Annotated in this window: 22 protein-coding genes and 3 pseudogenes; 9 read left to right on the top strand and 16 right to left on the bottom strand. The window is 47.3% G+C overall.

Features of this window, described 5'->3' with window-relative positions:
* Positions 1-4: 4 nt before the first annotated feature.
* The 3 genes from I1H34_RS13745 to I1H34_RS13735 form a co-directional block, all read right to left on the bottom strand.
* A complete protein-coding gene (locus I1H34_RS13745; RefSeq protein WP_212661663.1) occupies positions 5-1,882 on the bottom strand; it encodes a hypothetical protein in 1,878 nt (625 codons plus the stop codon).
* Between the two features lie 155 nt (positions 1,883-2,037).
* Positions 2,038-2,847 (bottom strand): ADP-ribosylglycohydrolase family protein, encoded by an 810-nt coding sequence (locus tag I1H34_RS13740; RefSeq protein WP_212661662.1) that lies wholly within the window; start codon positions 2,845-2,847, stop codon positions 2,038-2,040.
* Complete coding sequence (locus tag I1H34_RS13735) at positions 2,825-3,676, bottom strand: protein phosphatase 2C domain-containing protein (protein ID WP_212661661.1); 852 nt, start codon at positions 3,674-3,676, stop codon at positions 2,825-2,827. The genes I1H34_RS13740 and I1H34_RS13735 overlap by 23 nt, the downstream gene beginning before the upstream one ends.
* 84 nt (positions 3,677-3,760) lie before the next feature.
* Between I1H34_RS13735 and I1H34_RS13730 the strand changes: the two genes are divergently transcribed.
* Positions 3,761-4,453 carry an NUDIX hydrolase gene (locus I1H34_RS13730; RefSeq protein WP_212661660.1) on the top strand — a complete coding sequence of 231 codons (693 nt, stop codon included), beginning with the start codon at positions 3,761-3,763 and terminating at the stop codon, positions 4,451-4,453.
* 200 nt (positions 4,454-4,653) lie between these two features.
* On the opposite strand, the gene I1H34_RS13725 is transcribed toward I1H34_RS13730, so the two are convergent.
* From I1H34_RS13725 to I1H34_RS13690, 8 genes are all read right to left on the bottom strand, one after another.
* On the bottom strand, positions 4,654-5,226 hold the full coding sequence (locus I1H34_RS13725) for an ISAs1 family transposase (RefSeq protein ID WP_249370163.1): 573 nt from the start codon (positions 5,224-5,226) through the stop codon (positions 4,654-4,656).
* Positions 5,186-5,437, bottom strand: coding sequence for a hypothetical protein (locus I1H34_RS13720; RefSeq protein ID WP_212661658.1), 252 nt, complete (start codon positions 5,435-5,437; stop codon positions 5,186-5,188). The genes I1H34_RS13725 and I1H34_RS13720 overlap by 41 nt, the downstream gene beginning before the upstream one ends.
* Positions 5,424-6,359, bottom strand: a complete 936-nt coding sequence (locus I1H34_RS13715; protein ID WP_212661657.1) for an IS4 family transposase — start codon at positions 6,357-6,359, stop codon at positions 5,424-5,426. The genes I1H34_RS13720 and I1H34_RS13715 overlap by 14 nt, the downstream gene beginning before the upstream one ends.
* Positions 6,340-6,570, bottom strand: coding sequence for a hypothetical protein (locus I1H34_RS13710; RefSeq protein ID WP_212661656.1), 231 nt, complete (start codon positions 6,568-6,570; stop codon positions 6,340-6,342). The genes I1H34_RS13715 and I1H34_RS13710 overlap by 20 nt, the downstream gene beginning before the upstream one ends.
* Positions 6,571-6,913: 343 nt before the next feature.
* Entirely contained in the window at positions 6,914-7,777 is an 864-nt protein-coding gene (istB, locus tag I1H34_RS13705; RefSeq protein ID WP_212661652.1) for an IS21-like element helper ATPase IstB, read from the bottom strand.
* A 12-nt stretch (positions 7,778-7,789) separates the two neighbouring features.
* The gene (locus I1H34_RS13700) at positions 7,790-8,470 is read right to left on the bottom strand and encodes a Mu transposase domain-containing protein (protein WP_249369206.1); all 681 of its coding nucleotides are present in this window, start codon (positions 8,468-8,470) and stop codon (positions 7,790-7,792) included.
* A gap of 62 nt (positions 8,471-8,532) precedes the next feature.
* Positions 8,533-9,405 (bottom strand): transposase, encoded by an 873-nt coding sequence (locus tag I1H34_RS13695; RefSeq protein WP_249369208.1) that lies wholly within the window; start codon positions 9,403-9,405, stop codon positions 8,533-8,535.
* Positions 9,406-9,483: 78 nt separating this feature from the next.
* Positions 9,484-10,481 (bottom strand): IS630 family transposase gene (locus I1H34_RS13690; RefSeq protein WP_212661653.1). Its coding sequence is split into 2 segments (ribosomal slippage): positions 9,484-10,028 and positions 10,028-10,481, totalling 999 coding nucleotides; the frame shifts between segments, so codons are not numbered across the junction.
* A 133-nt stretch (positions 10,482-10,614) separates the two neighbouring features.
* Here I1H34_RS13690 and I1H34_RS13685 point away from each other — a divergent pair.
* A pseudogene (locus I1H34_RS13685) lies at positions 10,615-11,675 on the top strand (IS4 family transposase).
* Here I1H34_RS13685 and I1H34_RS13680 read toward each other — a convergent pair.
* The 4 genes and pseudogenes from I1H34_RS13680 to I1H34_RS33105 form a co-directional block, all read right to left on the bottom strand.
* A complete protein-coding gene (locus I1H34_RS13680) occupies positions 11,672-11,938 on the bottom strand; it encodes a hypothetical protein (RefSeq protein ID WP_212666458.1) in 267 nt (88 codons plus the stop codon). The pseudogene I1H34_RS13685 and the gene I1H34_RS13680 overlap by 4 nt on opposite strands.
* Before the next feature lie 56 nt (positions 11,939-11,994).
* Positions 11,995-12,516 carry a DDE-type integrase/transposase/recombinase gene (locus I1H34_RS32200; RefSeq protein WP_249369210.1) on the bottom strand — a complete coding sequence of 174 codons (522 nt, stop codon included), beginning with the start codon at positions 12,514-12,516 and terminating at the stop codon, positions 11,995-11,997.
* A complete protein-coding gene (locus tag I1H34_RS32195; protein WP_249369212.1) occupies positions 12,453-12,896 on the bottom strand; it encodes a helix-turn-helix domain-containing protein in 444 nt (147 codons plus the stop codon). The genes I1H34_RS32200 and I1H34_RS32195 overlap by 64 nt, the downstream gene beginning before the upstream one ends.
* A 184-nt stretch (positions 12,897-13,080) precedes the next feature.
* Positions 13,081-13,233 (bottom strand): annotated as a pseudogene (locus tag I1H34_RS33105) (DUF6444 domain-containing protein); the annotation flags it as partial.
* A gap of 730 nt (positions 13,234-13,963) precedes the next feature.
* Here I1H34_RS33105 and I1H34_RS33100 point away from each other — a divergent pair.
* The 4 genes and pseudogenes from I1H34_RS33100 to I1H34_RS13655 all read left to right on the top strand — a co-directional run.
* Positions 13,964-14,116 (top strand): annotated as a pseudogene (locus tag I1H34_RS33100) (DUF6444 domain-containing protein); the annotation flags it as partial.
* Positions 14,117-14,299: 183 nt separating this feature from the next.
* Entirely contained in the window at positions 14,300-14,743 is a 444-nt protein-coding gene (locus I1H34_RS32190) for a helix-turn-helix domain-containing protein (protein WP_249369212.1), read from the top strand.
* Positions 14,680-15,201 (top strand): DDE-type integrase/transposase/recombinase, encoded by a 522-nt coding sequence (locus I1H34_RS32185; RefSeq protein ID WP_249369210.1) that lies wholly within the window; start codon positions 14,680-14,682, stop codon positions 15,199-15,201. The genes I1H34_RS32190 and I1H34_RS32185 overlap by 64 nt, the downstream gene beginning before the upstream one ends.
* Positions 15,202-15,257: 56 nt before the next feature.
* Entirely contained in the window at positions 15,258-15,524 is a 267-nt protein-coding gene (locus I1H34_RS13655; RefSeq protein WP_212666458.1) for a hypothetical protein, read from the top strand.
* Here I1H34_RS13655 and I1H34_RS13650 read toward each other — a convergent pair.
* Positions 15,521-16,582, bottom strand: a complete 1,062-nt coding sequence (locus I1H34_RS13650; RefSeq protein WP_212661654.1) for an IS4 family transposase — start codon at positions 16,580-16,582, stop codon at positions 15,521-15,523. The two genes, I1H34_RS13655 and I1H34_RS13650, sit on opposite strands and share 4 nt — an antisense overlap.
* 133 nt (positions 16,583-16,715) lie before the next feature.
* Between I1H34_RS13650 and I1H34_RS13645 the strand changes: the two genes are divergently transcribed.
* The 3 genes from I1H34_RS13645 (at position 16,716) to I1H34_RS13635 (ending at position 19,407) form a co-directional block, all read left to right on the top strand.
* A protein-coding gene (locus tag I1H34_RS13645) for an IS630 family transposase (protein WP_212661653.1) occupies positions 16,716-17,713 on the top strand; the annotation gives its coding sequence in 2 pieces (ribosomal slippage) (positions 16,716-17,169 and positions 17,169-17,713; 999 coding nt in all).
* A gap of 78 nt (positions 17,714-17,791) precedes the next feature.
* A complete protein-coding gene (locus I1H34_RS13640; RefSeq protein WP_249369208.1) occupies positions 17,792-18,664 on the top strand; it encodes a transposase in 873 nt (290 codons plus the stop codon).
* A gap of 62 nt (positions 18,665-18,726) precedes the next feature.
* Positions 18,727-19,407 carry a Mu transposase domain-containing protein gene (locus tag I1H34_RS13635; RefSeq protein ID WP_249369206.1) on the top strand — a complete coding sequence of 227 codons (681 nt, stop codon included), beginning with the start codon at positions 18,727-18,729 and terminating at the stop codon, positions 19,405-19,407.
* The last annotated feature ends 8 nt before the right edge of the window (positions 19,408-19,415 follow it).

Genomic DNA, 19,415 nt, shown 5'->3' with positions numbered 1-19,415 from the left:
TCTCCTACAACTGCAATAACTGAATGGTTTGGGACCCTACCGTATAGAGTCCCTGGGGAGCCGCCAATACCTGATAGCCCGTCTGCACAAACGGCTCCGTTTCCGGGAATTGTCGCTGCAGGATCAATCGCCCTTGATCTACCTGCACCCGAGCAATGCCCTCATCCGTCGCCACCAGCAGGGCATCTTCCACCGCCCAATGGGGACAAATGGGCGATCTCCCTGCCGTCCATTCCCCCACATCGGCCTGAGCCACCACCTGACCCGTCGGTGCGATTACCCAACATTGCTGTTGAAGTACCCCTTGGTCCTGGATCGTCACGAAGAGCCATCCCAAAGATTGACTAAACGTGCAGTTGGCCGCCACTATCGTCCCCGCTCCCATGGACAACGACAGCCGATCATTTATCCCTGAGCGCTGGACATCGAAGACGAAAGCCCCGTTCAGCCGTCCGGCTCGATAAAAACCCAGTCCAAACCGAGGTCCCACCCAAAACTGGGTTTGTCCGGCCAATACCTCCCCCACCACTGAGTGGTCCCGCATTAACTGTCCTTGGCTCAACCAATAACAATGCCGATCATTCACCGCAACCTGGGGCCGACCTTGATAGCAATCCACCGAGATCCGCTCCGTATCTGCCGATAATCTCACCACCTGACCCTGCTGTGCGATCCAAGTAGTTTGACCCTGTAGATACCAGTCGGACTCAGGACTGAGATCGCCCGTGAGCATCACCGCTCCGTCTTCCCGCTTAAACTGCCCCTCCTCCCAGACCAACCACTGCAGATGCCCTGCTGTCAACGTAGCCGCCAAGATCACCCCATCCGTTTGTAAGACCGTCGTGACCTTAACCTGTCCCTGCTGAACGGGTGGAGCAACCCCTATAGATTGCACACAGCTGGGACAAGCAGATCGAGCATGTTCAACCCCACAGGACGGACAGGTTTGCCAGCGCAAATTTTCCAATAGCGATCGCGGAAATGCTCCCCGCCAATCCTGTTCAAACACCCGCTGAAAATGATCTAACAATGCTTCCGGTAAGCGATCGCACGGTAAAGCCGGCTTCGGATAGCGTACCTGGGGATGAAACACCGTTATCCGATGTAAGGGGCGAGCTGCCGCAGGCAATCTCTGAGCTGGATCAGACGGTCTATAAACACCACCATAAGGATTAACAAACAGCAGTGCCTGCATCAGCATTACCGTAAAGGCGTACCAATCTGACTCCCAGGAATAGGGTCGACATAAAATAGGCTGTGTTCCCTGCGGATCACACAGTAGTGGATCGACAAAGCGGGCTGTAAACACCGAACAGGGAAATGAACCAAACTGGAATGAATCGGCATCAATCAGAAATGCCTGGGTGCCCTGCACTAAAATATTTAGGTCATTAAAATCTCCAATCACCACATCTGCACAATGCAGCTTGGCCACCGTCTCGTGCAGATCCAGAAATAGATTGACCACCACCTGTGTGTCTATCGTCTGCCGAACCTGGCGATGGTCTCCGACCCGCCTGCGATGGTCCCCGACCCTCCTTCGGAGATCGCAATACCGTAACAGCACCTCCGCATTCGCCACCAGCGGCATCGTATAGCCTAAAATTCGCCGTCCGCCTTGATTCATCACCAACCCCTGTGGGGCAATCACCCGCTCAGGTAACGACTGGGGAAACTGCCGCAGCTTTTGCTGATGCAGCGCCAACCGCTCCCGTGCGCCCTGCTGAGCCTCAGCCATGCCCACAAAATCAGGATGACTGGGAGACTTAAATAGCTTCACCGCCGTGGTTCGATTGAGGCGATACACATCCGCTTCTCCCCCCTTCCCAATCGCTTGCTTAGGGCGTAGGCGAACTCGTTTTTGATTGATATAAACGTCCATAGAAATTTAGAAGTAGCATGAGCTTCGTATCGCAATACCAATTGACGATACGATCTTATAAAATACAGTATTGCCCTAAAACCTCTTCACAGAAAAGAGATTGAGCTTTTTGCTAGCGCACCTAAAATAAATCCGTATTGCAATACCGTATTGCTTTAAACTTGTTTGATCTCAAAAGTCTGTATAAACGTCGTGGCCACCTGCTGTAAGTCTGCATCGAGCCGTTTCCAAGTCTCCTGGGCAATCCTTTCTGGTACCCCACCATAAAACCCTTGAGCAATACCACCGGCAATACAGGCTTGGGTATCACTATCACCTCCAAGCGATACGGCATTGCGAATCGCATCTTCAAAATCTGTAGATTCTAGAAATGCCGTGATCGCCTGGGGTACCGACCCCTGACAGGAGCTATCAAACTGATACTGGGGTCGAATCTCTTCCAGGCTCAAACTCAAGTCATAGCCAAAGGTTGCTTCGATATAGGCTTTAATCTCCGCCTTAGACTGCCCCTGTCGCCCTAGGTAAATGGCTGCCGCAGTTGCCTGTGCTCCCTTAATCCCTTCTGGGTGATCATGGGTGACGGCTGCACTTCGCTTCGCTTCTCGCAATACCGTTTCTAAATCATCAAAGGCAAATCCAACAGCACTGACCCGCATGGCTGAACCATTCCCCCAACTGTGATACGGTTCCAAGCTGTCTGATGCCCCCCATTCTCGAAAGGTTCTGCCATAGCCAGCTTTGGGATAGCGCCGATAATAGTCCTTGATGCTATGGACATACTCCTTCTGATGGAGAATGGCATCCGCAACTGCGATGGCCGAAGGCCGGTCGGGGACCATCGTAAGTACCGTATCGTCTGTAAATTTCGATTTCTTACTAAATAATTCAAACTCTTTCCGTTTCATTCGTCGCCAATGGGGCTCAAAAACTGACCCAATCATGTCACCTGCGATCGCACCTAGCATCACTGCCTCCTTCTTCCGTCTCTTTCCGTCTAATACTGATTAACGTAGTGTCGTCCGGTAATAAACCTGGAATCTTCCGCACCTGCTGAGCATCCCAGTCCGGCTGTATCACCTCTCTATTGATTTGAGCGAGCCGTCGTCGCACCTGATCAGGATTCTGGAAATAGCGATCGCAACACCAGAACTGATTCAGTGGTCCCACAGGTTCCAACTTTCCAGGGAGATACTCTTCCGCTACATTCATTAAGTCCCCTACCCCATCGCTTCCAATCAGCACAGACTGCACCTGCTCAGTAGGTTGTTGAGCATAAATCTGGAGTTGAAATGGATCGGGGCCTTTCTCGGCTTCCCATAGCAAGCTGTATGCCAAATAGGGCGGAGCATTATTGGCAAATGGACCAATCTGATGAAGCTGCTCATTGATGGCAAATACCCCATCCCCTAGACCAAAAATCCAGGTTGTTTCTGGGGTTACTAAACACCCAGTCAGGGTGAATAAGAAGTAATCCAACAGCCCTTGTTCATCCGCTCCTAACGGCTCCTTTAAAGTCTGCATCTTCTCTAATAGGCGCTTTCTCAATGTCTGCCAAAACAGCTCGTCTTCTGGTCGTTCCTCTGCCACTAATTGAGCAAGAGTGTGCACCGTTAACTGAGCCCCTAGCTGCGCTCCGACTTCACTTTTAGGTCGACTCCCGCACCCATCACATACCACCGCAATGGTTGCTTGACCTGGTGTAAGAATGGCCCAAGCATCCTGATTATTCTGACTGACTCGTCGATGGTTCTGGCCCAAAATAGACCCAGCCGCGACTTCAAAATGCTGTTGCATTGCTCTATAGTGTAAAAGTGACACTAACTCAACTAAATCTATCATAGTGTCACTTTTACACGATGTCAAGATTGACCCTATCCTATGCCCTATACCTATGACTATCCGCGCCCTGGTCTTACCGTTGACTGTGTGGTGTTTGGCTTAGACGAACAGATTGATCTCAAAATCCTACTAATTCAGCGCCAGATTCCTCCCTTCCAGCATCAGTGGGCACTGCCTGGCGGCTTTGTGCAGATGGATGAATCTTTAGAAGAAGCGGCTCGCCGGGAACTACAGGAAGAAACGGGTGTTCAAGGTATCTTTCTAGAGCAGCTCTATACCTTTGGTGATTTGGGTCGAGATCCGCGCGATCGCATCATCTCCGTTGCCTACTACGCTTTAATCAACCTAATTGAATATCCCTTACAGGCCGCTACTGATGCTGAAGATGCAGCTTGGTATTCCCTTGGAAATTTACCATCCCTAGCCTTCGATCATGCTCAAATCTTGAAACAGGCTATCCACCGCTTGCAGAGCAAAGTTCGTTATGAACCGATTGGTTTTGAATTACTGCCGCAAAAATTTACGCTCACCCAAATCCAGCATCTCTATGAAACGGTTTTGGGTCATCCTTTAGATAAACGTAACTTCCGTAAGAAATTGCTAAAAATGGATCTCTTAATCTCTCTGGATGAGCGACAAATTGGAGTTGCCCATCGTGCTGCTAGGCTCTATCAGTTCGACCAAAGCAAATATGAGCTATTGAAGCAACAAGGATTTAACTTTGAAGTTTGAGATTAAAGCCTTTGAAAAAAAGCTGTGTAGTAGTCGATATATCTTGTACTCACGGTTCGCCCATTTTTGAAATGATCTTGTCTCGAAAAAGTAGACAGTGACCTTTACTCGAAAAAGTGGACAGGAGCAAGACATTCAATGGTTGAATGAATTCATTGTCGATTGGGTATTGTTGCATGAATACTCCCTTCCCACCAGGGCTATTTCATTCTAAAAACATCCATCAGTATGTCTAGTGATTGTTCACATCGTCGCTTTGCCTGAGCCATATTGGTGAATCCATATTCTCGATAAAGATTGAGTGATAGATTACGCGCTTGTACGAACAGGCCAATAAGGGGTGTGGTCCGAATCCTTGAAGCATCTTCACCTTGGGTGACATCGCGAACATAATGGACCTTGTTTTCTACTCCCCAATACCCCCGAATTCTTTGTGCCAAAGGTTCTACCTCCTCCAGGAGTGACGTGATGTAATAGCGAGTCTCTTGGGTATCGACAATCATGTCGTTATAGATTTCAGAGCGTTGTGATTCAACCCGAATGAGTGTTTTGAGACCTGGCCATTGTCGAATATTACTCAGGTCACGGCAGATACTAACGGTTCGCTTTTCAATGCGACCATGCCCTTTTCCCAGGGTTTCAACCGTTGATTCTGGCTTAAAATGTGCTTTCACATCAGTCAGTAATCCTTTCTGGTTGCCTTTGAGCGCCCCGAGATACTCATTGCCACTGTCAACAATGAGCTGTGCTGTTTTTTTGGGTGTTGATGGCATCAAAGGCAAAGACCACTCCTTTGAGAGCAAGCTGCTCAATCATTTCAGGCAAGGCCTTGATTTCATTGGTCTTCTGGTCAACTTCATAAGGGGGCAAGATTAAACCTCTCTCTACCACATAGCCTGTGACCATCATGATTGCGGGATGGGGCTGACAATAAGGATTGTCTGTTTCAGCTGAGGGGGCGACATGAAGGCTACAACCCAGCACAGACAAGCTCCATCGCTCTCATCCCCCGTTGATACTCAGGTAGCTTATTGGGAGAGAGTTTCATTAGCTCATCCACCAATCGAGCCAGAACTCCATCCCCCGTTATGGCCCACATATACGCAGATAGTCCAACTCGGAATGCACTATGCCGCTTGTTCAGTGAAGTGGTGGATTCGGGTCTAGTAATATAGCGCTGTAGTCCTTTTTGCTTGAGATTTTGCCCTTGCAGTGCCGCACTGGTATAGGCAATGGCAATCACAATAACGATAGCCACCAACCGTTCTTGCATGGCTTGAGAGCCTTCGAGACAATAGCCTCCTTTCTTGAAGTCCCGAAACATTTCTTCGATAGAGAAGCGTTTTTGGTAGCTGACGATAGCACTATTGAGGTCACAGAAGTTGGTGAGAATAAACCATGCTTCATCAGGTGCAAACCCCTGATACCGTCGTTTCCACTTGGCTGCCACATTGAAAGTTCCAAAGCCTTTAGCCTGAGTGACGCGCACATCATTGAGAAATAGCTTTTGACCTGGGACAAGGCCAAACTGTTGGAGTTGTTGAGTAAACTGCTGAGCCAGAGCCACTTCGGTATTGCGCTTGAGTCGCAGACAAAAGTAGACCTCTTGTTGGCCTAACCACTGCCCCAGCTTGACGGAACAAAACTCTCGGTCACCGAGGATGACCAGACGATAGGCTGATAAATGGCTGATAACTTTGCTTAAAACAGCGGTTTGCTCGTCATAGTTGCTGCTGCCCTTTTTGCAGAGGGCTTCACACCATACGGGAATAGCGCGATGTTGCCAGACCACGCTGACCACCAATAGATTAATCACTCCCCAACTCGTACGGTCGATGACGACATAAAGCTGGGAGCCTTGAGGATACTGCTGGCTCAGCCACAGCTTAACCAGCGGTAGCCCCAAAGCGTTTCAAGCTCAAGGGTCGGTAAGGATAAGAACCGTTGGATTTTTTTCGGCGACTGTCAAAAAGAATCGGCAGTGGCAGCCCTTCTGCTAGCGTCTCGATTTTGACGCAGCGAAGTGTTTGTAATAGATGAACGAGGATCTCTAGGAGAAGATACTGGGCAGGAGACAGTTGACGGCGTAAATGGGGTTGGTATAGTGGCAATATCATTGTCAATAAGGTGAGCTGGAGATACATCATTTGCAGCCCATCTTTTTTCTTATCTATCGGGTTATTGCACAAATAGCAAGGGGTTTACGACGCATGTCGCCCCTTCAGGACAAACACAGACCCTTCGTCCTCGTTTACCAGTGGTCAAAAAAGGGAAATCAAAAATACCTGCGAGTCCAATTGCTGCGTAGTTTGTAGCAACAGACGAAAATCTATCAATTTACTCACTCGCTAATATCGGGTGAGTAAATTGAGATGTCCAAAATGCTGTTGCAATTCATAGGCAAAAAATTAGATCTGAATCCATACATATCACGAAAGGAATATCGTGAGCTCATCGGGTCTATTCATCCATCTGTCCTTCCTTTTTTTCATTCCTTTTCTCCTTTTGTGTTTTGGGCTTAGATGTAGCGGTTGTTTCACTCGTTGTTTTATCCTCATCTGAACGGTCATTACTGATGTCCCCTTCTGGCTTCAGGGTCAGTTTACTGGTCAATTTCCTCATGGATTCTCCTCGAAGCGGGACCTTCATCGCATCATGAATAATCCGGTCAAGAATGGCATCAGCCAGGGTGGGATCTTGAATTTGTGAGTGCCATTGTTCGAGGGGCATTTGCGTGGCAAATAAACAGGAAGCTTTACGGAAACGCTCATCTAAGATATCGAGTATTTCTCTAGCCTCAAAGACAGACAGTGGATCTCTAAGCCATTCATCGAGCACGAGTAGATCGTAAGCCGCTAATTGTTTTCGGAGTTTGGGATAAGACCCATCTCCTTTGGCTAACTTCAACTCCAGAACCAGATCAGCGGTTTTGATATAGCGCACGCTATGGCCTTGTTTGCACAAATGATGGGCCAGTACAGCTGACAAGAAAGACTTTCCCACGCCCGTGGGACCAAGCAAAATCAATGACAGATTTTCTTGGAGCCAATGGCCTTGAGCAAATTCGAGAAACTGGATCTTTTTGAGCCCTCTGGGCACATCAAAATCCACTGCATCAAGGGTGGCGTGCACCGGCAGTCGAGCTTGCCGGAGTCGGCGCTGCATCCGTTGGTTTTGTCGTCGGATGTATTCACGCTCTACCATCAAAGCGAGTCGTTCATCGAACGATAGATCATGATAGGTGGGCAAGGCCTGCTGTTCTCGCCAAGCCTCCAAGAGTTCCGTAAGCTTCATGTGTTGCAGCTGGTCAATCATTGCTTGCATCGTTGTCTCCCCCTAAGTTGCTTGATAGTATTTGGACCCACGGACATTGGCATGGTGAAGAAGCACCACCTTATGCTCCTCATCCGGTAAGGGGTCAGATTCCAGTTTGTGTTGGAGCATGGACTTGAGATAGCGTTGACCCACCATCCCCATGGCATTCGCTCGCTTACAGGCCGCCTCCAATCGCTGAGCACCATGGGTTGTTCTTAGATGTTGCACCCCTTTCAAAGCACGAAACGCCTGTTCATCATGGGCTTTCTTCTCAAAGATATCTATCACTTGCTGCTTTGTCGCCGGTCCAACATTCTGGGCCCAAGCCAGGAAGGTCTCTCTCGATTGGGTTTTGTAAGCCAAATGCGCTGGTGGCATATGCCCCTCTTCAGTGGAATGCTGAAACGGCAAGCTAGAACGTTCATGTATCGCAATGCGCTGATGGTCATGGAAAATCTGCACCAAAGATTCCGTAATCTTGACGGATACTGATTTCCCCACATATTCATAAGGGACACTGTAATAGTGGCGGTTCACCTCAATGTGATAATCAAAACTCACTTTTGCGTTCTTAAATTCTCCAAACTCAAACACTTGACTGGGCAAGGGCCTGAGTTCTGGTTGGTCCACTTGCTCAAATAATTCTCGACGCGAGAGACCATAGGATTTCATGGTCCGATGATTGAGTTTCTCCAGCCCCACTGCGATAGCCTCATTGAGGTGTTTGAAACCTGACTGCCTGACAGATCTTTGCCTTCCCCTGCTCATAAAGCCTTGCACTGTAAAGAGCGGATGTGAGAGAACCAGATTTTGTTGTAGTATTTCTTTTGAGCTTTTTTAGACGCAAAACACGGTTGTGGATCATGGCAGAGCAAGGGGACTGGCATCAACAACTCCCGTCCTTTATGGACTACCCCCTTGAGCCACCGTAATCCAATTTTGAGATAACTAATGCCTCGCCGCCAATGTGGATCAACCTGTTGGCGCAGCCCTTTAATGTGAACAGCCATTCCTTGAGTCGTGCTGAATAGCAGTGCCACAGCAGCAACCAGATAAAGCCTCTCTAATGCATCAGCACAGCGAATTTTCGACTCTTCTAGCTCAAACACTCCAGACTTACTATCGAGAAATAATTCTTCGACCCGAAACCTCAAAGCGTATTGCCACAAGGTCTGTAGCGTGGGTGATTCATCTGTAATCACCGCCCATGGTTCTTTCACTCCTCGGATATTAGCCAACACCAGATTGCACCGATAGATGCCATCTTCCCAAAGACCGACATTGCGGTAGAGGAGGGCTTCGCCTTTGGATGGCCACAATTGTCGGACTTCTCTTGGACATTGACGTGGACCATGGAGAAGGACATCACAAGGGACACGCAGACAGTAATGCCAATGGCTCTGTTGTAACCAGCTCATCAGTTGATGGTTCGCAAACCCACGATCTGCTAACACCATGACATCTGGATGCTGCCGCAATAACCAACGGGCCTGGCGCAATAGCGGTTGATATTCCTCAAAAGCGACAGCTGCACTCTTGTGCTCTAATACTTTCCACAACAACGGTACTGCTCTGCCACAGCAGACGACGGATAGATGAATCATGCAATATTCATTCCATAACACCGTTGTATCCATTGCCAGGTATAGACGATGAGATTGCCAGTTCTTAAGGGCTAGCAGGACTAGAGGTACATATAGCTTGTTAATAAGCACTTAGCTAAAATTAATTACATAATCATCGCCATAGGTTTTCAAAACTCTTTCCACATATTCGACCAAAGATGACCACCCCCAGTAGGCACTCATTTCAATCCACTGATATTTCATGAATTGCCACAGACGCTCAATCAAATTTAGATGGGGAGAATAGCTTGGTAACTCAAACAAGGTAATTCCCCGTTCGGCCCACTCTGCCTTCATCTCATAGATTGCTTGGCTCGTATGGATAGGGGCTTGATCCATCACAATGACGGTGGGCAACTCCACGTCAGTAAAGAAGGTATCAATGCAATGACTGACAACCTCACTGGTGATGGTCTGTTCTGATGTATAAGCATGTAGCCCTTGTCGTCGACTCAAAAACCCCAGAACATTCAAGCGTTTACTTGAACGAGTCGGTATTTCCAGATAAGTCCCTATGGGTTGCCATCCGTAGGGAATACAGGGGACTAACGAAAAACCACTCTCATCCATAAAGAATAGGTGGATGTCTCCCTTCTCTTCTTGTTTCTTGAGATGTTCTAACTGCTGTTTTTTTCGAGGTAGTCGGCATATAAAGGCTGGCCTGATGTCCCTTGGCGAAAGCGATGCCAGCTCATATCCATCTGCTTCAAGACGCGTTTAACGGTGGCCTTTGACACGCGCACTGACCACTGCTGTTCAATCTGAGCTAGCACCCGATTGAGTTGGATGGGAGATGCCTGAGTCCACTCATAAATCTGCTGTTGTTGGTCGGGATTAAACATCGGTTTTCGACCTCGACCTGGGCGATTATAGAGTCCTGCAAAACCACGGTTATTCCAAGCCTTAAGCCAGTTGTACACGGTTTTAGGACTCACACTAAAAAGGGAGGCTAAGGTGTAGGGACTCACACCCTGGGCAGACAAAATGAGGCAATGGGCGCGTTGTCTGACCTGATGATGGCGACTACAGCGATAAATCCGATGCAATAAGCGTAAGCTTTCGGTGGAGATAGGACGGACAATTGACATCAAATCAATGGATGTAAAAAAGAGGACTCAGGTAGTTTACAACCTGGAAATTCTCTCAGTACAGGACAAAAACTTGAAAGCGTAGACAAAGATAGGGTTCCATGGAGATAACTACCCCTCACAATGAAACCCTATGAATCAGGTTACTCTTCTTCGTCAAACCTTGCAGCCCCACTTGCGATGGCATGGTGCTCGATTGAGCTTTGTCGCCTTATTTTTGATAGCTCTGTTTCGGGTAAAGACCGTCAACCTTTCAGAATTGGCGACAGGATTTAGAGGTAAAGCGACTCAAGACGCTCACTACAAACGCTTACAACGATTCTTCCGTAATTTTGAGCTAGATTACTACGACTTTGCCCATACCGTCGTGTCCTTGATGGATATCCCTGAACCTTGGGTCCTTAGTATTGACCGCACCCAATGGCAATTTGGTTCAGTCGTGTTCAATATCCTGACACTAGGAATTGTTCATGAGGGTGTAGCTTTTCCAGTGCTGTGGTGGATGCTAGATAAGAAGGGAAACTCTAATACTCAAGAACGCATAGAGCTCCTGGATGAATGGCAACAGTTGTTTCCCCAGCGACAGGTCCAGTGCTTGACGGCAGACCGAGAGTTTATGGGAGAACAGTGGTTTGAATATCTGCTCAAGCAAACTCGCATGCCTTTCCGAATTCGCATTCGTGAAAGTGACAAACTCTCCAAGGGGCGAACAGGTCTCAAAGGTAAGGTTGTTTTTGCCCATTTGAAACCCAACCAGACTCAGGTACTCAAGAATCGTCGATGCTTATGGGCCATTGGGTTTATGTTGCTGCACTCAAGCTTGAGGATGGGAAGCTACTAATTGTTGCGACGGCTCATGCACCTAAAACTGCGATCTCTGATTATGCACATCGGTGGGGGATTGAAACCCTCTTTGGCATTTTCAAAACCCGTGGATTTTGTCTCGAATCTACCCATCTACAAGATGTAGAGCGGCTCAGTAAGTTATTCGCATTACTGACTTTGGCTCTGTGCTGGGCCTTTCGCACTGGACAATGGTTGCATCAACTCAAGCCTCTTAAGCTCAAGAAACATGGCAGGAGAACCAAAAGCATCTTTCGTTATGGCTTTGAGCATCTACGAGGCATTGTTCTCAATCTCGACCAGAGGGCAGATGAGTTCCGGGAGGTGTTACCGTTTTTGTCCTGTACTTAGGGAAATTCTATGTAATTAATTTTGTCCATCTGCTTATCAATGCGTTGATTGGCTATAAATCGTTGCCACCGACGCTCGACACTTTGGGCTTTTCTGGCTCGGCAGGGAACATAGGATTCCCAGGCAGATAAGCTTAAGCGTTCACTACAGATTAAGGCGCTTACCATCCAGCCCAGAGCAATGAGATGGCGCAAATCTCGATAATGGCTGTGTTGACGTAAAAAGGAAAACAGTTGACGATAAATTTGGGTGGGGCCTGACATTTGAATAACGCTGATTTGTGATTAAATCTAGCCTCACATGTCTCTCCACTCTTTTCTCATAAACTATGTAAATAAAGGCTTTGACCTACTTCTGTCAGGCAATCAGGTTTGAAACTGGTAAAGGTCTGATCTCGTAATGGAGCGAGAATATGACGTTCCACTTGCTGCACCGCATTCTCCACTTTGGGTTTATCCCGAGGGCATTTAGGACGAGCAGGCAGAATAATCACGTTGTAGTGTTCGGCAAAGTCTTGATAGCTCTGATTGATACCGGGCTCATAACGACACGGATCTGTGACCCCTGACTTGAGGTTGTCAGGGACGAACGCGACCGGCACTCCACCAAAGAAGGCCAAGGTCCGTTGATGAGATCCGAGCCAGTTCTTGATGGTTTGGCTTTTGGTCGCCTCTGCATAGGTGTAGTTACTCGCTCCACAGCAGGCGACAAACACTTGGGCTTGAGTGACCTCACCGGTTTTGGGATGGACCACCGGCACCGTCATACCGCAGTAGTCTACAAAGATTTTTCCGCTCCCTTGTGGGTCTGGCGCATAGACAGCGAATGCTGTTTTTTCCACTTACGGTATCGACGGCAAAAGCCACTATAGCTACAGTTCCAGTCTCCTCTCTCTTTACCTTCCATCCACAAAAGACACAAGGTGACCCCTTTGCGTTGCATCTCTCGATGCACATACTCGAAGTCAATCCCAGGCTTCTTACGGGAAGACTGACGCTGACCTTTCCCCAGCAGATGCTGGACATCACTATCACTCAATCGGCTTAACTGGTCATAACTGAGGGATTGACCCTGGGCACGATGCAGATAGTCTCGAACAGTGGAACGGGAGATTAGACAGCTACGGGCGATCTCAGATTTATTGTGACCGAGTTTATGTAAACGGATAATTTCGCGGAATTTACTCATGGACAGGGTTGCTCCTTGACGTTTATAGACCATTGCTGTCTCCATTCCTCTGGCTAATGCACAGAAGTTTAGAGGTTGGCCTGGTCTGGTTAGGGGGAATGACCTGTCGAAATGATGGTTAGGGGGTGGCGAAGTTTATTGCCATTTGACCGGCGAGGTTGCCCTCCAAAGGGGTGGCGAAGTTTGTGAGAATATGCAGACTTTTTGTCCGCTTCCCAAAGCCATCGCCTGAGGGTGGTTTACTACTGTTACGACTATCCTTGTCAAGACGTTCTTCTAGTCGCTCTATCCGCTCGATAAGACGGGTGACTAGTTCAACAACCGCATCCTCACCTTGATGGTAGATTGCTCGAATATCAGATTCACTAATTTTCTGATCAGAGACTTTCTTGTTCAACGGAAGATCATGGATTGACTGCTGTTGTGCTTAAAACATAGCGCCAGAGAGAGTTATAACTTCATTCTCAACACAATGATTTAAGCCTGGGCAGTAACAAGTTATTTATAGAAAGAGTTTTAGGTGGCATGCTCTATAAGTATTTATTTGGTCTTATTGACATACAAATATGCATAGAGAGTTTAGAAAGATTGTTTTTAGATGCTATTTCCTATAGTAAAGAGCACATTCTCTGCGATAAATCTAACTTTAGGTGCAATAAATAGGTGCAATAAATAGGTGCAATAAATAGGTGCAATAAATAGGTGCAATAAATAGGTATGGTAATTAATAGTATTAATACTATTAATTACCATACCTATTTATTGCACCTATTTATTGCACCTATTTATTGCACCTATTTATTGCACCTATTTATTGCACCTAAAGTTAGATTTATCGCAGAGAATGTGCTCTTTACTATAGGAAATAGCATCTAAAAACAATCTTTCTAAACTCTCTATGCATATTTGTATGTCAATAAGACCAAATAAATACTTATAGAGCATGCCACCTAAAACTCTTTCTATAAATAACTTGTTACTGCCCAGGCTTAAATCATTGTGTTGAGAATGAAGTTATAACTCTCTCTGGCGCTATGTTTTAAGCACAACAGCAGTCAATCCATGATCTTCCGTTGAACAAGAAAGTCTCTGATCAGAAAATTAGTGAATCTGATATTCGAGCAATCTACCATCAAGGTGAGGATGCGGTTGTTGAACTAGTCACCCGTCTTATCGAGCGGATAGAGCGACTAGAAGAACGTCTTGACAAGGATAGTCGTAACAGTAGTAAACCACCCTCAGGCGATGGCTTTGGGAAGCGGACAAAAAGTCTGCATATTCTCACAAACTTCGCCACCCCTTTGGAGGGCAACCTCGCCGGTCAAATGGCAATAAACTTCGCCACCCCCTAACCATCATTTCGACAGGTCATTCCCCTAACCAGACCAGGCCAACCTCTAAACTTCTGTGCATTAGCCAGAGGAATGGAGACAGCAATGGTCTATAAACGTCAAGGAGCAACCCTGTCCATGAGTAAATTCCGCGAAATTATCCGTTTACATAAACTCGGTCACAATAAATCTGAGATCGCCCGTAGCTGTCTAATCTCCCGTTCCACTGTTCGAGACTATCTGCATCGTGCCCAGGGTCAATCCCTCAGTTATGACCAGTTAAGCCGATTGAGTGATAGTGATGTCCAGCATCTGCTGGGGAAAGGTCAGCGTCAGTCTTCCCGTAAGAAGCCTGGGATTGACTTCGAGTATGTGCATCGAGAGATGCAACGCAAAGGGGTCACCTTGTGTCTTTTGTGGATGGAAGGTAAAGAGAGAGGAGACTGGAACTGTAGCTATAGTGGCTTTTGCCGTCGATACCGTAAGTGGAAAAAACAGCATTCGCTGTCTATGCGCCAGACCCACAAGGGAGCGGAAAAATCTTTGTAGACTACTGCGGTATGACGGTGCCGGTGGTCCATCCCAAAACCGGTGAGGTCACTCAAGCCCAAGTGTTTGTCGCCTGCTGTGGAGCGAGTAACTACACCTATGCAGAGGCGACCAAAAGCCAAACCATCAAGAACTGGCTCGGATCTCATCAACGGACCTTGGCCTTCTTTGGTGGAGTGCCGGTCGCGTTCGTCCCTGACAACCTCAAGTCAGGGGTCACAGATCCGTGTCGTTATGAGCCCGGTATCAATCAGAGCTATCAAGACTTTGCCGAACACTACAACGTGATTATTCTGCCTGCTCGTCCTAAATGCCCTCGGGATAAACCCAAAGTGGAGAATGCGGTGCAGCAAGTGGAACGTCATATTCTCGCTCCATTACGAGATCAGACCTTTACCAGTTTCAAACCTGATTGCCTGACAGAAGTAGGTCAAAGCCTTTATTTACATAGTTTATGAGAAAAGAGTGGAGAGACATGTGAGGCTAGATTTAATCACAAATCAGCGTTATTCAAATGTCAGGCCCCACCCAAATTTATCGTCAACTGTTTTCCTTTTTACGTCAACACAGCCATTATCGAGATTTGCGCCATCTCATTGCTCTGGGCTGGATGGTAAGCGCCTTAATCTGTAGTGAACGCTTAAGCTTATCTGCCTGGGAATCCTATGTTCCCTGCCGAGCCAGAAAAGCCCAAAGTGTCGAGCGTCGGTGGCAACGATTTATAGCCAATCAACGCATTGATAAGCAGATGGACAAAATTAATTACATAGAATTTCCCTAAGTACAGGACAAAAACGGTAACACCTCCCGGAACTCATCTGCCCTCTGGTCGAGATTGAGAACAATGCCTCGTAGATGCTCAAAGCCATAACGAAAGATGCTTTTGGTTCTCCTGCCATGTTTCTTGAGCTTAAGAGGCTTGAGTTGATGCAACCATTGTCCAGTGCGAAAGGCCCAGCACAGAGCCAAAGTCAGTAATGCGAATAACTTACTGAGCCGCTCTACATCTTGTAGATGGGTAGATTCGAGACAAAATCCACGGGTTTTGAAAATGCCAAAGAGGGTTTCAATCCCCCACCGATGTGCATAATCAGAGATCGCAGTTTTAGGTGCATGAGCCGTCGCAACAATTAGTAGCTTCCCATCCTCAAGCTTGAGTGCAGCAACATAAACCCAATGGCCCCATAAGCATCGACGATTCTTGAGTACCTGAGTCTGGTTGGGTTTCAAATGGGCAAAAACAACCTTACCTTTGAGACCTGTTCGCCCCTTGGAGAGTTTGTCACTTTCACGAATGCGAATTCGGAAAGGCATGCGAGTTTGCTTGAGCAGATATTCAAACCACTGTTCTCCCATAAACTCTCGGTCTGCCGTCAAGCACTGGACCTGTCGCTGGGGAAACAACTGTTGCCATTCATCCAGGAGCTCTATGCGTTCTTGAGTATTAGAGTTTCCCTTCTTATCTAGCATCCACCACAGCACTGGAAAAGCTACACCCTCATGAACAATTCCTAGTGTCAGGATATTGAACACGACTGAACCAAATTGCCATTGGGTGCGGTCAATACTAAGGACCCAAGGTTCAGGGATATCCATCAAGGACACGACGGTATGGGCAAAGTCGTAGTAATCTAGCTCAAAATTACGGAAGAATCGTTGTAAGCGTTTGTAGTGAGCGTCTTGAGTCGCTTTACCTCTAAATCCTGTCGCCAATTCTGAAAGGTTGACGGTCTTTACCCGAAACAGAGCTATCAAAAATAAGGCGACAAAGCTCAATCGAGCACCATGCCATCGCAAGTGGGGCTGCAAGGTTTGACGAAGAAGAGTAACCTGATTCATAGGGTTTCATTGTGAGGGGTAGTTATCTCCATGGAACCCTATCTTTGTCTACGCTTTCAAGTTTTTGTCCTGTACTGAGAGAATTTCCAGGTTGTAAACTACCTGAGTCCTCTTTTTTACATCCATTGATTTGATGTCAATTGTCCGTCCTATCTCCACCGAAAGCTTACGCTTATTGCATCGGATTTATCGCTGTAGTCGCCATCATCAGGTCAGACAACGCGCCCATTGCCTCATTTTGTCTGCCCAGGGTGTGAGTCCCTACACCTTAGCCTCCCTTTTTAGTGTGAGTCCTAAAACCGTGTACAACTGGCTTAAGGCTTGGAATAACCGTGGTTTTGCAGGACTCTATAATCGCCCAGGTCGAGGTCGAAAACCGATGTTTAATCCCGACCAACAACAGCAGATTTATGAGTGGACTCAGGCATCTCCCATCCAACTCAATCGGGTGCTAGCTCAGATTGAACAGCAGTGGTCAGTGCGCGTGTCAAAGGCCACCGTTAAACGCGTCTTGAAGCAGATGGATATGAGCTGGCATCGCTTTCGCCAAGGGACATCAGGCCAGCCTTTATATGCCGACTACCTCGAAAAAAACAGCAGTTAGAACATCTCAAGAAACAAGAAGAGAAGGGAGACATCCACCTATTCTTTATGGATGAGAGTGGTTTTTCGTTAGTCCCCTGTATTCCCTACGGATGGCAACCCATAGGGACTTATCTGGAAATACCGACTCGTTCAAGTAAACGCTTGAATGTTCTGGGGTTTTTGAGTCGACGACAAGGGCTACATGCTTATACATCAGAACAGACCATCACCAGTGAGGTTGTCAGTCATTGCATTGATACCTTCTTTACTGACGTGGAGTTGCCCACCGTCATTGTGATGGATCAAGCCCCTATCCATACGAGCCAAGCAATCTATGAGATGAAGGCAGAGTGGGCCGAACGGGGAATTACCTTGTTTGAGTTACCAAGCTATTCTCCCCATCTAAATTTGATTGAGCGTCTGTGGCAATTCATGAAATATCAGTGGATTGAAATGAGTGCCTACTGGGGGTGGTCATCTTTGGTCGAATATGTGGAAAGAGTTTTGAAAACCTATGGCGATGATTATGTAATTAATTTTAGCTAAGTGCTTATTAACAAGCTATATGTACCTCTAGTCCTGCTAGCCCTTAAGAACTGGCAATCTCATCGTCTATACCTGGCAATGGATACAACGGTGTTATGGAATGAATATTGCATGATTCATCTATCCGTCGTCTGCTGTGGCAGAGCAGTACCGTTGTTGTGGAAAGTATTAGAGCACAAGAGTGCAGCTGTCGCTTTTGAGGAATATCAACCGCTATTGCGCCAGGCCCGTTGGTTATTGCGGCAGCATCCAGATGTCATGGTGTTAGCAGATCGTGGGTTTGCGAACCATCAACTGATGAGCTGGTTACAACAGAGCCATTGGCATTACTGTCTGCGTGTCCCTTGTGATGTCCTTCTCCATGGTCCACGTCAATGTCCAAGAGAAGTCCGACAATTGTGGCCATCCAAAGGCGAAGCCCTCCTCTACCGCAATGTCGGTCTTTGGGAAGATGGCATCTATCGGTGCAATCTGGTGTTGGCTAATATCCGAGGAGTGAAAGAACCATGGGCGGTGATTACAGATGAATCACCCACGCTACAGACCTTGTGGCAATACGCTTTGAGGTTTCGGGTCGAAGAATTATTTCTCGATAGTAAGTCTGGAGTGTTTGAGCTAGAAGAGTCGAAAATTCGCTGTGCTGATGCATTAGAGAGGCTTTATCTGGTTGCTGCTGTGGCACTGCTATTCAGCACGACTCAAGGAATGGCTGTTCACATTAAAGGGCTGCGCCAACAGGTTGATCCACATTGGCGGCGAGGCATTAGTTATCTCAAAATTGGATTACGGTGGCTCAAGGGGGTAGTCCATAAAGGACGGGAGTTGTTGATGCCAGTCCCCTTGCTCTGCCATGATCCACAACCGTGTTTTGCGTCTAAAAAAGCTCAAAAGAAATACTACAACAAAATCTGGTTCTCTCACATCCGCTCTTTACAGTGCAAGGCTTTATGAGCAGGGGAAGGCAAAGATCTGTCAGGCAGTCAGGTTTCAAACACCTCAATGAGGCTATCGCAGTGGGGCTGGAGAAACTCAATCATCGGACCATGAAATCCTATGGTCTCTCGCGTCGAGAATTATTTGAGCAAGTGGACCAACCAGAACTCAGGCCCTTGCCCAGTCAAGTGTTTGAGTTTGGAGAATTTAAGAACGCAAAAGTGAGTTTTGATTATCACATTGAGGTGAACCGCCACTATTACAGTGTCCCTTATGAATATGTGGGGAAATCAGTATCCGTCAAGATTACGGAATCTTTGGTGCAGATTTTCCATGACCATCAGCGCATTGCGATACATGAACGTTCTAGCTTGCCGTTTCAGCATTCCACTGAAGAGGGGCATATGCCACCAGCGCATTTGGCTTACAAAACCCAATCGAGAGAGACCTTCCTGGCTTGGGCCCAGAATGTTGGACCGGCGACAAAGCAGCAAGTGATAGATATCTTTGAGAAGAAAGCCCATGATGAACAGGCGTTTCGTGCTTTGAAAGGGGTGCAACATCTAAGAACAACCCATGGTGCTCAGCGATTGGAGGCGGCCTGTAAGCGAGCGAATGCCATGGGGATGGTGGGTCAACGCTATCTCAAGTCCATGCTCCAACACAAACTGGAATCTGACCCCTTACCGGATGAGGAGCATAAGGTGGTGCTTCTTCACCATGCCAATGTCCGTGGGTCCAAATACTATCAAGCAACTTAGGGGGAGAC

This window comes from Acaryochloris marina S15 (assembly GCF_018336915.1).
Taxonomy (GTDB): Bacteria; Cyanobacteriota; Cyanobacteriia; order Thermosynechococcales; family Thermosynechococcaceae; genus Acaryochloris; species Acaryochloris marina_A.
This window is presented reverse-complemented; position numbering and strand designations above follow the sequence as displayed.

What these genes read in the sequence shown, in the direction of transcription:
- I1H34_RS32190 (WP_249369212.1), top strand. Translation starts at nt 14,300, where the DNA reads ATGGTCTATAAACGTCAAGGAGCAACCCTGTCCATGAGTAAATTCCGC.
- I1H34_RS13650 (WP_212661654.1), bottom strand. Translation starts at nt 16,582, where the DNA reads ATGAATCAGGTTACTCTTCTTCGTCAAACCTTGCAGCCCCACTTGCGA.
- I1H34_RS13730 (WP_212661660.1), top strand. Translation starts at nt 3,761, where the DNA reads ATGCCCTATACCTATGACTATCCGCGCCCTGGTCTTACCGTTGACTGT.
- I1H34_RS13735 (WP_212661661.1), bottom strand. Translation starts at nt 3,676, where the DNA reads ATGCAACAGCATTTTGAAGTCGCGGCTGGGTCTATTTTGGGCCAGAAC.
- I1H34_RS13640 (WP_249369208.1), top strand. Translation starts at nt 17,792, where the DNA reads ATGGATACAACGGTGTTATGGAATGAATATTGCATGATTCATCTATCC.
- I1H34_RS32195 (WP_249369212.1), bottom strand. Translation starts at nt 12,896, where the DNA reads ATGGTCTATAAACGTCAAGGAGCAACCCTGTCCATGAGTAAATTCCGC.
- I1H34_RS13710 (WP_212661656.1), bottom strand. Translation starts at nt 6,570, where the DNA reads ATGATATTGCCACTATACCAACCCCATTTACGCCGTCAACTGTCTCCT.
- I1H34_RS13680 (WP_212666458.1), bottom strand. Translation starts at nt 11,938, where the DNA reads ATGTCAGGCCCCACCCAAATTTATCGTCAACTGTTTTCCTTTTTACGT.
- I1H34_RS13740 (WP_212661662.1), bottom strand. Translation starts at nt 2,847, where the DNA reads ATGCTAGGTGCGATCGCAGGTGACATGATTGGGTCAGTTTTTGAGCCC.
- I1H34_RS13655 (WP_212666458.1), top strand. Translation starts at nt 15,258, where the DNA reads ATGTCAGGCCCCACCCAAATTTATCGTCAACTGTTTTCCTTTTTACGT.
- I1H34_RS13725 (WP_249370163.1), bottom strand. Translation starts at nt 5,226, where the DNA reads ATGCCATCAACACCCAAAAAAACAGCACAGCTCATTGTTGACAGTGGC.
- istB (WP_212661652.1), bottom strand. Translation starts at nt 7,777, where the DNA reads ATGCAAGCAATGATTGACCAGCTGCAACACATGAAGCTTACGGAACTC.
- I1H34_RS13745 (WP_212661663.1), bottom strand. Translation starts at nt 1,882, where the DNA reads ATGGACGTTTATATCAATCAAAAACGAGTTCGCCTACGCCCTAAGCAA.
- I1H34_RS13695 (WP_249369208.1), bottom strand. Translation starts at nt 9,405, where the DNA reads ATGGATACAACGGTGTTATGGAATGAATATTGCATGATTCATCTATCC.